Origin of the sequence: Bradyrhizobium sp. 187, assembly GCF_023101005.1 — a bacterium.
GTDB classification, from domain to species: Bacteria; Pseudomonadota; Alphaproteobacteria; order Rhizobiales; family Xanthobacteraceae; genus Bradyrhizobium; species Bradyrhizobium canariense_D.
In genome coordinates, this window is the sequence record NZ_CP064693.1 from 2,908,800 (window position 1) to 2,920,146 (window position 11,347).

The window sequence follows — 11,347 nt, forward strand, 5'->3', positions numbered from 1 at the left end:
CATTGCCGTGGAGAAGCTAGGCGCCCGTTGCACATTGGCCACATCGTCCATGTTCGGGATAACGGGCTATCACGCCGAAAGGCGCGATGGTTTGCGGCATCCCCCCGTTTCAGTTACTACGTCGGCAGAACCAAAGCGCGAGACCGGGCTGCATTCATAGAGAAGATCCCCTCGATTTCGAGACGCATGGTATCGTGGCATTCGCACGCCACCGCTGCGAGCCGCAATGGGTCAATCTCGATTTCTCCTCGCCGTTCAGATCTGATCGCTCCGGAAGCGCGCAGGTTGCGCATCAGGAGCGTCACTGTCGTTCGTCGCACACCCAGTATTTGCGAAAGCGCCTCTTGGGTGAGTGCGAGGACGTCGTGGTCGGCGCGGTCGCGAAGATGGAGCAGCCAGCGTGCCATGCGGGCTTGGGCCGGATGCAGAGCATTGCAGGCGCCGCCGATTTGTAGCTGTATCAGCATCGCTTTGAAATGAATCTGGACTGCGTGGCGGATCGCGGCGCTTCGGCTAAAAGCGGCGTGGAATCGCGATGCGGGGATCCGCGAGGCGATGCCCGCGGCACGAACGACGGCGGTAACGGCCGAAGGGGACGGCCCCAGCACGGAAAGAGTGCCTACTGCTCCCTCGCGCCCTATTGCGGCGCTGGCGACCGTCTGTCCGTTGGCCATGTCGATCATCACAGAAATGGCGCCACTATGAGGAAAGAGGACGTGCTCGGTCTGGTCACCCGCCTGCGAGACGACCGCATCCCGATCGAGCGCTACCATCTCTAGCTCGGGCGCCAGCAGTTCGAGGTCCGCCGCCGGCAGTGTTGCCAGAAGTCGGTTGCCAATTTCGGCGGGAAGCGTCACTGCGGCCTACCTCGAACGATCCGCCGCATCGCATTTCGAGCGTCATAGGGCGGCCAACTCGAACTTTGTTTGAATCCGCCTACGCCTCGCGCCCCGAAGTCCAATTCAGCTGCGGAAGCTCTCAATCTCAAAAACTCCAACCACACGCGTCTCGGAGGCGAATTGTTGTCTCTCAGGATGATTTAGGAGTTAGGTCCCAGCGCGCCGCTGCACAATTGCGAAATGCGCATGGGTAACACCATAGGGAGTTCCGCTTTCCGGGACGCGGCAAGCGCTGCGGCGATCTCGGAAGTGTGGGGCTCGGCTTGACCTAGAAGCTCAACAGCTACGTGATGAAGCCGGGTCATTTCCGCCAGGACAAACGAGACAGTCTGCTTAGGAAGGCCCGGCAGAACGAATTCACGTCTCAGATAACCGAGTGGCTGACCTTGTCAGTAACCGAGTGGCTGACCTTGCCAAGATGGCAGCCACCGAAATAGGGCGCCTCCGTTGGCGGCATGAGTGGCGGCTCAAACGAGCATCCACATCGTAAACGCGGCGCAGAGGCAGATCGTGCCCACGACAGTCATCCGGCAAAGAAGCGCTCTGTCCGGTCCATGTCGATCATCTTCGAGATCGATCCACGCCCATAAACGTTTAAAGCTGCACGCTGGCTCCTGCTTGCGCGCGTCGCAATCTGTCAGAGCTTACGTCCCATTAGACGGTGTGAGCGCAGTCGTGCGACGAACGAAGACGACGCCGATCCACGAGTTGGAGCGTTACATGCGGTGCAAGGATTGTTCGGACGTGCGGGGCTATTGCAGCGGGCAAAACGGACGATCTGTTCTGTCTGTCGCAGAAAGATACCGTTGATGCAGAACCAAAACCAGAATGTTCGGGTCGGGATTCGAGTCGTATCGCCACCAACATGGCAACGACTTTGTACGCTAAAGTACGATCTTCTACGATGTTGTACTCTGACGGCAGCGGTTCGAGCGCTCGTACGGATTGTCTCAGCCGCGAAAGCGCGGCGAACCTTCTGAAAGTCAGGTCGATGCCACAAGCGGGCGTTGCGGGACAGCGGGCTCGAAGAAGGGGCGGCCGAGTTCGACCGGCTCGGACGCAGGGGAACGCTTCCTCCTTCTACTGAGGCTGGTCCGGTCCCTTCAGCTTTCGCGTGGGCTGCGATCGAGGTTCACCGAGAAATAGTCGACCACTTCCGTAGCCTCGGCGTCTTGCCTGAAACCCCGCTGTTCTTCGAAATCGACGGAAGGACCATATGGATGAACTGCTGGCGGCGTACAATGACATCACCGCTTCCGGATTGGGCCCCTCCCAACCGCAATGCGATGCGGCGAAGGCGGAGCAGCGTTCGCTGGCGGAGCCATGCGCAAAGTTCCGTTGTCACGCCGATCTAGCCGGCTTGACCTCTTCCGCATCAGCCACGCGTTCGCTGAGAGGGCGGCTTAAACTCCACGACCTCGTGCTGGTCGCACGGATTAGCTCGCTCATTTTTCTTGACGATTAGCTCAAGCTCGAGAGCCTCGAAGGCGAGTTCATCCGCCAAGCGCTTAAACAGCTCGCGCTTTTCTATGTCCGTCGCTTGCTGGCTCATCAGCATAAACTCTCTGGCGTCAGCGCGGACCTTTTCCAAACGTCGTCGGAGGTCCTTCATGGGTGCCGGCTTAGCTTTTAAACTTATCCTTGGCCCGAACAAATCAGTTTGCTGGTTCGGATCCACCCGGAGTCAACTGCCGAAACTCGATACTGGTTCTATGCGGACCGCCAAATTCGCCGCTCTTCGTGCTGCGATATTTGGGCCACGCTCCATGACCCCGCCCCTGTTCAGGGATTGCGGGCTGAGGACAGCCGTCTTGGCCGATGAGCCATCCTGTCCGGCTCTCGCCGGATGATGCATAGAACTAGCATACCTGAAGGGGCATGAATGTTCGAAAGCGCACAGACGCGAGTGTTGCGCCGGACTAGGCTGCGAGCGATCCTGGACGCTCGCAAAGCGCTCGGGGCCCAACGGCCTCGGGGAGATGCGAAAATGTGCCGGCTGCGCTGAAGCGGCTCCGTCCGCGAACGCAGTGTTGCCGGTTGCGTGCCGGGTATGAGGCAGGAGTAAGCTCGGCAGATTTAGATCAACGATGGTCGTTCTCGTGCGTACTTTTCTTCTCATTGTGGGAATATGGCTACTGGTGAACGTTCTGTTTGTTGTAGTTGTCCTGCCCTCGCGCAGACCGGCACCTACTCGGCGAGCAGGAATTCCATCTCCGGTGACGATTAACACGACGGCCGGTCGCTTGGACGATCACGACCCACCACTCCTGCAGCGCGCAATGAGGCCGGTTGCAATCAGGGTTCTTTTCATCGTGCTCATCCTTCCAGTCCTTCGAGCGTGGAATGCGGTTAGGCGGCACTTCAGCGGGCACGACAACTAGACATGGCCATCGCGTGCTTGAGATTCTCGTCGATGTCCTCACTGCGCCGCGGGCCCCCCGAGCGATTCAGCGAGACCATCAGCCCAGCGCTCTCGCTATGGCCATGCCTCGAAGCATGGTTATGACCCGCGCTTCAACGATGATGTGAGGAGCTCAGAGCCCAGGGGGGAACAGCCGGCGCCAGCATTTCCATCCCAAAATGCCGCAACGCGCGCTCAACTTGTCTGCCGCTTTTCGGCTGAAGCCCGATCGATTAGGAAATCGTCCAATTTTCGGCCGCCTCGAAGCTGCGGCCGCAGCCATCGAGGCAGCCTGCCGCGACCCGACCATGTCTCCGCCGGGTTCTTCGGATTGCGATATTTGGGACGAACGGGCGGGTATGGACGGCGCTCGCGATTGAACCGCGTGGCCTCGTTGGCCAGTCCAATCCTGTGGAGCCGTTCCTCCAAATGTGCTTTTTGCACCAACATTTTCTGAGTGAGTTTGGCGGCGACCTCTTGGTGAAATATCCAGAGCTCGTCAACGGAGAGCGAATTGAAATGCGCGGTGTTCATGGCTCCATCCCTAATCTTGGGCAGAAGGCCCAGGCAGACAAGTCGGGAATCCGGGAGCAGACAAGCCCTCAGTGAAATATTGATCATGCAATCCACATTTAATACGAGAGGTAGCAGGGAGAAAGGCGCGACAGTGGTAATATCGTGGCGGAGTATTTAATTCTCCGCGAATGGGTTGCCACGTCTCGTGACCTCCACAAACCCACCCTCGGCCAGTTGCGCTTTCGTGCTCGGGGACGAGCGCAAAGATGGCGATCGACCGGACGGCGGCGCGGACGGCTCGATGAATCGCGCTGCCTCGTGACCGGCATATTAATCAGGTAGCCAAGAGTACAATTAATTAATTCATCGCGCCGCCCGATTTAAGCCGCATGGGAGCCGTTGTCGCCGCTAAGGTTCGAGCGGGGGTGGGGCGCACCCGGGAGTTTTCGATGTCCGGTCATTTGCGATTATACTTCGCCAGTTTGGTGCTTGTCGGAGGTTTATCGGCGGCGCCTGCGTCTTCCAACCCTCTTGCCGACTTCTTCAATACTGCTACGCCCCAACCCACGGTAACCTCTCCGCCGCAAGCCGAATGCGTCCCGCGTCCCGGTACCTCGACCACTGGTGGACAGCATTGGGTCTACCGAATGGACGGTCGCCGCAAATGCTGGTTCCTGGCCGAGGGCATCGCGACGGTGAAGAAGCCGATTCGGGCTCGCATGGCCAAAGACCGCAGCGCCAGTTTGGACGAGAACGGGACGAGGTGGAGCGCGGTCGTTGATGCGCGCGCGGAGGTGCTGCGCTCCGCACCGCCCGAGCAATCTCAGCCGCCTGTACCCGAAATGAAGGTAGCTGATGCCGCTTCCAATCTCGGCACGGGGTCGGCGGCCCCCATTGTCGATCTTCCCAACCAGATCACCTCCGAACACTCCGCACCGGGCCAAGTCGACGTTGGGCAGCTTCTCGCCGACGCACCTCAAGATATGCCGCTGGGCGCGCGCACTGCAGAGGCGCACGGCGAAGCGCGCAGCTGGACGGCCTGGTTCGGTGTACTGCTGATGACGCTTGGTGGCCTCTCGCTCTTGAGCTCGAGCCGCACGCTTCGGCATGCGTGGAGATTACGTTAGCTTAGATGCGAGGTACATCCGCCGCGCAATCAATGGATTCCACGAGCCGGTATAGCCGAACTGCCACACGTACAAAGATTCCGTGCGCCACGCCTAGTTTGGCACCGGCTTAGACGGACATTCGAGTACGATGACGGTCGCCTTTGGGATCGGACTGCATTATGCGGTACAAGGTGTTCGTGGTGGACGGCAGCCGGCAACTGATCTGCGCTGCAAAGCTCGACTGCATTGATGAGCAGACGGCGAGACGCCGAGCCGAGCAAATGCATGACGAGCACGACGTTGAGCTTTGGCAAGGCGATCGACTCGTTGCTGTGTTCCGAAGTGCAACGTCGAATGAAGGTCGGAGCTAACGCGCGATCCTGAATCGACGGCCGGTCTCGCCGCCGAGTTAGTTCGAGCATTGTGAGGCACCCCGGCCTGGCTGGTTGCCGACATGTCGCAGCGACGTCGTCACCGAGGCTCGCTACTGCGGGATGAAGGCGCCAGTCCGCTTTCAGAATAGTGGCAGATGCGAGGAACGCGGGCAATCCGTCCATCGAATCGCCCGAGTGAGCCAACGCGGGTCAACCTTCGGACCGGCGCGTCTCTAAACGGCTCTTGCTCCGCCGCTCGCTTTGGTACGCTTTCTTCTTGTTCTTGCTTCTACATGTCGGAGTTTACTTCGAAGCTTCTCCACCTCTCTAAGCTCCTCCAGAAGCTCCTGGTGCCGTTCATTCAGAACAGCACTAGAAAAAATCTGACGCGTACTCGACATCACATGCCTCAGAAAATGATTTGAAGTAAGAAGTCGACGAAAAGCGAAAGATAAAGAATACTCCACCGAAGCTCAATGAGCTGAAGCCGCAGCCGCCAGATGCTCCCAGTACTCTGCCTCTGCAAGCAGTTTCCAGCTTCTCTCAGGTTGGAGTGCGGCAGTCTGTCGGCACAGCAGCGCCATTGCACGCAGGCGGCGGGCAGCTTCCATTTCAACCTCCCATGTTTTCCCCCAACATATTTTTCGTTTTTGCGATGGAGTCATCATGATTATATGACATAATCAAATTTCTCATTTAATGGTGGTCAATTTGGTTCCATTTGTAAGCCGACCGGGAACTGCTTTCGGTTTAAGCTCACATCGATTTCGAATGCTTGGTCGCGGGGCGCTGTTGCGCGCTCAAGTGAACGAGAAACGTGCGCGGGGCAGCTACACGAGAAGCGAAGCTTCGTGCGCGAGCATCGGAACGTCAGAAATCCTAGCCGAGGACTCTTCTCGCCGCCCTCCAGGGCACGTGCGACGGCTACCGAGACAGTTATCTTTCTTTGGCTTTCAAGGTGATGGCAACCAAGACAGCATCAACAGGGTCAGAAGCAATAGATGTCGCGTGCCTGCTGGGCTTCGCTCCGACAGTTCTCATCATGGCGTATGTGGGCGGCCTAAGCGAAGGAGCCAACGGGTTGCGCAAGACTTTGCAGCAAACACGGTTGGGAGGATCAAGAAAGAGTATCAGGAGCGGGATTGGGTCGTGCTTCGGAACCTCTCCAGTGGGCTGCTCCTGCGTGATCTCGTGGAGAAAGAGAAATTGCAGTTCGTGCGCCATACGTGTCGTTCTCCGAAGTGAGTTCATAGGCATGGAGCCGGGGATTTATCGAGGGGTCAGTAACCTAAAACAAACGAGCCTGGATGCAGAAACCGCCCCATTAAGTCCCGAGGCCGTTTTGCTTGACTAGAAGCGAGGAAGCAATTTCTCGTCCTCGTGCTGAAAGCGCAATTGAGCCTGGTCCAGGTCGCGGCCCGCTTCAGTAGGGTTGGGCGGGGTCAGGCATCGGCAGATTCGGTGCCTTCGGGAGTATCTTCGACGGGTCGAACTGCGCGAGGATCTGCTTGCCCATAGCCACCGGATCTTTGAAAAAATCCAACGGAGACGGGAAATTGAAGCTGCCTGGCAGAGAGTGCAGGGCGTTGAAATCGGAAACGTCATCGACGCCAAGCACTACCTCCTCACCCTCGACGACGAAGTGCTTCTGGCGGTTCTTCAGAGCGGCCGCGGCAATCCATGGGTAACGCTCGATCCAATCCGTGCCATGCGCGATAGCGGCCGGCACGCGTTTGTCCGCGGATACGTCCTGCTCTCTTGCGAGGCAGCAAAGGATGGGGAACGACGGATGCGCTCGCTCTAAGGCAAGCTGGGCGATTTTAAAGCACAGGGCCATTTTTAAATAAATAAATAATATAATGCCAATTTGAATGTTGACCGATATTTAAAATAGAATTAATTTGAGAGTGCCTGGCGCCGGACGAACGCGTCTGGCCACCGAGAAACGGCTCCCGCATCCCGCCCCTGCTTACGCCATGAGATGTGAGGGGCCGTTTCTTGGCCGATGGTGAGGCGGATCATCCTCCGCATGGCTACGTTTTTATCGTCCCCACCATGACAGCAGCGGTGTTACTGGTTGAAATCGCAATTATTATTGTTCTCGTCACGATTTGACTGACGCGAGAAACTAACAGCTGATGAGAAGCGGCGCGCGATCACGCATGATCGTCTCAGTCAACTCGCCGCATCGTGCGGTCGATTTATCTTGTCAAAGTGGAAAAATGACCCGCCGGTCACACCGGTCGTTTTAGTCGTTGCTCTCACGAGCTTAGACCGCATGCCGGCCAGTATCATGTAAGTAAGGCGCCGCCAGATCAGGTTCATAACGGCTATGAGTGCATTTAGCCGCTCGAGGCGGACTTCAGCGCGGGCGCAAAGCGTTCGGAGAATGTTGCGGCCTTGGCTCCGGGGCTGCAGAAAGAGCGGCCGAGATAATCGTTGAACACTCCACGAATGCGATCGCGAGTAAGGCCGCACCGAAAAATAGTTTCCTCATCTTACTCTCCTCGAGAGGACGTCAATGCCGTTCAGTCTTGGAGGGCGTTGTTTCGCGTCATTGCGTGTGAGGCTCGAAACGGTTTCCTGCACGCGGTCGTGACTCAAGCTGGGGTTATGGCGGTAGGACCTGCGTTGTGCGCCGCGCAACAACATATGCTCCGAAAAGACCGATGGCGGAGAGGCGGCCCCGGCTTCAGGGTTGGCTTTTGAGGTACGCCGGAGCCGCTCCGCTAGCTTGGGCAAGCTAGCGAGACAGCAACGGCGCAGTGGAGGACACGGGTTCCTCGCCGCGCAGGTCAGGCGAGGTTTAATTGGCACAATGTAATCCGCCGCGCTTTATCTTCGTTTCTACCCTGCGGCAAGCCACAATGCCTCTGACACTGCGGATGATAGGCCTGGATGATTACACGGTTCACGAGGACCGGCAGCTAGTCGGGCGCATCCGCTATGCCAACGAATGCTCCCCGGGGTTCTGGTTGTGGACGTGCATCGTGACGCTTCCCGGTCCGCCGTTCGGGAAAGCTGGCTCACTCGATGAAGCGAAGGGGCGGTTCATGATCGCATGGGAGAATTTCAAGGCGAAGCATACGGCGGAAGAGTTGGGGAAGGCCTTCGCTGAGATGAATCGCGCCAACCGACCAGACCATTATCTGCGCTCAGTGCGTTAGCGCGTCGCATTTGATTGCGACAAAAATTCGCCGGTTCACACTGCGGGCCATTTCCAAGCCGACGAGTTCGTCCCGGCTGTGTAGGCGCCAGCAGTGAGATTGCTTTTGGGTAGCCGCGGCCGCTCAGTTAGCTCGCGAGGAGCCGGCAAGATTCTCAAGCTCCCTATCGAGGTGTTCGTTCCCTGCTGGTCCACCGTGGGAAATTGACGGGAGGGCGCCGGTTCACGTTGGCTGCCTTCCTCATGTGGGCAACATGACGCCTGTCCCAGTACGGGCGGTCATTCATCCAACTCGCATTTTGAACTAAATCCTAAGTTGGTGGGCTTTTCGTTTTTATCAGCTTCTGTCATGTGGCGACGGTCATTTAGGAGAGACGTGCGTGGCGACAGGTATTGTGAAGTGGCTCAACCAAAGGCTATGGCTTCATTCAGCCCGACGACGGCGGGAAGGACGTCTTTGTCCACATTTCAGCGGTGGAGAAGGCTGGCTTCAGTGGTTTGGCAGAAGGTGCAAAGGTGAGCTACGAGATCGTGAGCGATCGGGGCGAGCAGTCCGCAGGTAATCTGAGACGGTAGGCGTGGCTGGGACAGGGCCCGCCGGTTCGCACAGGCGGGCCGGGCGCTTTGACCACGTATCGAATTTAGTACTCGCTTTGGCAGCAATCTTCGGCGCTTTCACCGCTCCAGTTCCTTGATGGCGTCCTTTAGCAGCTCGAGAAGCCGGATTTCACATGCCCCCATGACGAACTGATCGGCGTCGTCAGGCACGACAATCTGCCCCTGCACGTGTCCATCATGGGATTGGATGATGAAGTCTCGGGCCTTGCACGCTTCGTTGCGGACGTTCGTTATCGCCTCAAGCGGACCCCATTCAATTCTGACGGCCATTGCTAACCCTCGCTCTTGGCGGAACGCGCGCGAGCTACTGCGGGTCATGCGAGTTGAGGAGCGGTAAAGCCGGCACATCGATCGGCTCGCCTGGCGGTCGATCAACCCGGTTCGCTTTCTTTCCGCTGACGAGGACACCAATATAGCCGTCACCCCGCCCTGCGATCATCAGCCAGTGCGGGAATGCCAAGGACATGGTCGCTGGCCTCAAAATACCGCGCTCACGGGCGCCGTAGGACAAACCTATTCAATCATTTCGCGATTGAACAAGTCAAACATTTAATATATTTAATAGATGCATTGTCTATTTAATTGCGAGATATCAAGAGCGCGGGGTGCACTTATGCCCTCGATAGAGTCTATGCACTTCGGCAGCACAGCGCCTTCCGACCAGCACCCCTATGATCGCGAGCCGGGTGCGCCTCCTGCGTGGCGTCCTTCGGCAGGTGGACCAATCGACGCCGAGCCGGAGGCCGCGAATGACACCGCGGGCGAATGGCCTCCGCTCCCGTTTCCTGATGGCTGGTACGCCACCTGCTGAGTTGTGACGCGGCGTCTGCCTACATGGTGCTGGCAACCGGCAAAGCCGGCACTTGAAAGCGTCTGCGGGCCGGCGGGGTTGCCGGTTAGCACAGTGGGCGAGGAGTCACCCAATCAGGATGATATGTAAGATACTCGACAGGCAGTGTCGGAAGAGGCGATACTCTTGAGGCGGGGTGATGGGCCTAGTCGCGTCATTTTGCATGTCTGAAGATGTACTTCGCTTCTACCAGTTAGCTGACGTGTGCAGGGAACGGACGGCGCAAGCCCGTCAGTCCCGTCGACGCGGAGCCGTGGCTAAAGCTTGCTGAGGACTGGCTCGAATTCGCACGAGCCGACCAGCAACGGCGCGCTTACGAGCCGCGCTGCATCCGATGAACAGCGACCAGAAGATCTGGCCGCTCGAGCACCTCCACCAGCTTGTCCAAGATGATGCGCTCGTTATTCCGGGGCCTCGGTTCTAAGTATTTTTCCAAAATGCGCTGGGCGTCACTCACAGCCTGAAGAGCTAGCTGTTCATCCGTCATCTGTTAGCCTCCAGTGGCCAATCAGAACGGAAGAACCTACGTGTAAGATAGTTCCAGATCCTTTATTGCCGGTTGATGATGCGGTGCTCACGATAGGTGGGGAGCCCCGTCAATGGAAGCCATGCTACTGCTTCCGAGGCGAGGCCATTAGTCTTCAGGGGCATCCCATCCGCGTCCCAGTCTGGAATTTTAGGAGGCAATGGTGAAATCGGCTGCCCTGCCGGTGGACTGGCGCGAGGCTGCCAGGCCGAAGCATAGGGTCAGCGTCAACGCAGTCACCACTAGCAGCGCGGACATGAACTAGCTCACGCGCACCTCTCTCACGCCCGAGAGCGCGCATAGCCGAAGGCTTTGGCCGGAGCCATGCACCGCTGAAAAACACCGACAGAATGACGATCCAGGTTCAGCCCTTCCTTCCGCACCTGCAATTCAAGCCAGTCGATGCCGGACTCGGCCTGAGCCACCTTCCGGGCGCGGTAGTGCTTCACAATGGTCTGCGCGCTTCGGTATGAATGCCCAGTGATGTCGCAGGTCATCAGCAAGTCGCAGCCAGCCCGATCGAGCAGCATGACGCAGGTATCACGTAAGTCCTGGTCGTGCTTTTGTCGAGTTCGCTGGCGCCATTGACGAACATCAGCGTGGGGCAAGGCTTCAGAACGCCATGCTGTCTCATCGCCATTGCTGTCGCGTGCGGCCTGCGCCAATCCGCCAATACACGCTTGCGCTGGTCGACCGCTCGAGCGCGCTGCGCCCTATTTCCCTCATCGAGAGGAAGAGGGGCAAACAGCCGATCGATATTTTCAATCAGTTCGGCGGCCAGTCGCTCTGCGCGGATAATTGACTGGCGCGTGTTGTCGCGCGAGAAAGCCGAAGATAAATGCGGAATGCGAAGCCCCTTGCTCAAGCCTCACCACGCGAGGATCGTGA

10 protein-coding genes and 1 pseudogene are annotated in these 11,347 nt (G+C 58.1%); 3 read left to right on the plus strand and 8 right to left on the minus strand.

All coding sequences use genetic code 11. The annotated features are described in order from the left end of the window. Nucleotides 1–116 precede the first annotated feature (116 nt). The 3 genes from IVB19_RS13700 to IVB19_RS13710 all read right to left on the minus strand — a co-directional run bounded on the left by IVB19_RS13700 (nucleotide 117) and on the right by IVB19_RS13710 (nucleotide 3,834). Nucleotides 117–857 (minus strand): Crp/Fnr family transcriptional regulator, encoded by a 741-nt coding sequence (locus tag IVB19_RS13700; RefSeq protein WP_085386237.1) that lies wholly within the window; start codon nucleotides 855–857, stop codon nucleotides 117–119. Nucleotides 858–2,274: 1,417 nt separating this feature from the next. Beyond that, on the minus strand, nucleotides 2,275–2,457 hold the full coding sequence (locus tag IVB19_RS13705; RefSeq protein WP_245333112.1) for a hypothetical protein: 183 nt from the start codon (nucleotides 2,455–2,457) through the stop codon (nucleotides 2,275–2,277). A gap of 1,038 nt (nucleotides 2,458–3,495) precedes the next feature. Then, nucleotides 3,496–3,834 (minus strand): H-NS histone family protein, encoded by a 339-nt coding sequence (locus tag IVB19_RS13710; protein ID WP_085357172.1) that lies wholly within the window; start codon nucleotides 3,832–3,834, stop codon nucleotides 3,496–3,498. A gap of 629 nt (nucleotides 3,835–4,463) precedes the next feature. Here IVB19_RS13710 and IVB19_RS13715 point away from each other — a divergent pair. Next, a complete protein-coding gene (locus IVB19_RS13715; RefSeq protein ID WP_231188667.1) occupies nucleotides 4,464–4,943 on the plus strand; it encodes a hypothetical protein in 480 nt (159 codons plus the stop codon). Between the two features lie 1,779 nt (nucleotides 4,944–6,722). Here IVB19_RS13715 and IVB19_RS40410 read toward each other — a convergent pair. Next, nucleotides 6,723–7,028, minus strand: coding sequence for a DNA ligase-like domain-containing protein (locus IVB19_RS40410; protein ID WP_346283654.1), 306 nt, complete (start codon nucleotides 7,026–7,028; stop codon nucleotides 6,723–6,725). Nucleotides 7,029–8,166: 1,138 nt separating this feature from the next. On the opposite strand from IVB19_RS40410, the gene IVB19_RS13725 reads away from it, so the two are divergent. Both IVB19_RS13725 and IVB19_RS13730 read left to right on the plus strand, forming a co-directional pair. Beyond that, nucleotides 8,167–8,466 (plus strand): hypothetical protein, encoded by a 300-nt coding sequence (locus IVB19_RS13725; RefSeq protein ID WP_026233247.1) that lies wholly within the window; start codon nucleotides 8,167–8,169, stop codon nucleotides 8,464–8,466. 379 nt (nucleotides 8,467–8,845) lie between these two features. Beyond that, nucleotides 8,846–9,041: pseudogene (locus IVB19_RS13730) on the plus strand (cold-shock protein). A 99-nt stretch (nucleotides 9,042–9,140) separates the two neighbouring features. On the opposite strand, the gene IVB19_RS13735 reads toward IVB19_RS13730, so the two are convergent. The 4 genes from IVB19_RS13735 to IVB19_RS13750 all read right to left on the minus strand — a co-directional run bounded on the left by IVB19_RS13735 (nucleotide 9,141) and on the right by IVB19_RS13750 (nucleotide 11,324). Next, entirely contained in the window at nucleotides 9,141–9,353 is a 213-nt protein-coding gene (locus IVB19_RS13735) for a hypothetical protein (protein ID WP_018456774.1), read from the minus strand. 893 nt (nucleotides 9,354–10,246) lie between these two features. Then, nucleotides 10,247–10,420 (minus strand): hypothetical protein, encoded by a 174-nt coding sequence (locus IVB19_RS13740; protein WP_162847236.1) that lies wholly within the window; start codon nucleotides 10,418–10,420, stop codon nucleotides 10,247–10,249. Nucleotides 10,421–10,740: 320 nt separating this feature from the next. Continuing rightward, nucleotides 10,741–10,956: a hypothetical protein gene (locus tag IVB19_RS13745; protein WP_247821484.1), complete on the minus strand. Its 216-nt coding sequence runs from the start codon at nucleotides 10,954–10,956 to the stop codon at nucleotides 10,741–10,743. Then, a complete protein-coding gene (locus tag IVB19_RS13750; RefSeq protein WP_143274148.1) occupies nucleotides 10,956–11,324 on the minus strand; it encodes a hypothetical protein in 369 nt (122 codons plus the stop codon). Before IVB19_RS13750 ends, IVB19_RS13745 begins: the two co-directional genes overlap by 1 nt. Between the last annotated feature and the right edge of the window lie 23 nt (nucleotides 11,325–11,347).

What these genes read in the sequence shown, in the direction of transcription:
- IVB19_RS13725 (WP_026233247.1), top strand. Translation starts at nt 8,167, where the DNA reads ATGCCTCTGACACTGCGGATGATAGGCCTGGATGATTACACGGTTCAC.
- IVB19_RS13735 (WP_018456774.1), bottom strand. Translation starts at nt 9,353, where the DNA reads ATGGCCGTCAGAATTGAATGGGGTCCGCTTGAGGCGATAACGAACGTC.
- IVB19_RS13740 (WP_162847236.1), bottom strand. Translation starts at nt 10,420, where the DNA reads ATGACGGATGAACAGCTAGCTCTTCAGGCTGTGAGTGACGCCCAGCGC.
- IVB19_RS13705 (WP_245333112.1), bottom strand. Translation starts at nt 2,457, where the DNA reads ATGCTGATGAGCCAGCAAGCGACGGACATAGAAAAGCGCGAGCTGTTT.
- IVB19_RS13715 (WP_231188667.1), top strand. Translation starts at nt 4,464, where the DNA reads ATGGACGGTCGCCGCAAATGCTGGTTCCTGGCCGAGGGCATCGCGACG.
- IVB19_RS13710 (WP_085357172.1), bottom strand. Translation starts at nt 3,834, where the DNA reads ATGAACACCGCGCATTTCAATTCGCTCTCCGTTGACGAGCTCTGGATA.
- IVB19_RS13745 (WP_247821484.1), bottom strand. Translation starts at nt 10,956, where the DNA reads ATGACCTGCGACATCACTGGGCATTCATACCGAAGCGCGCAGACCATT.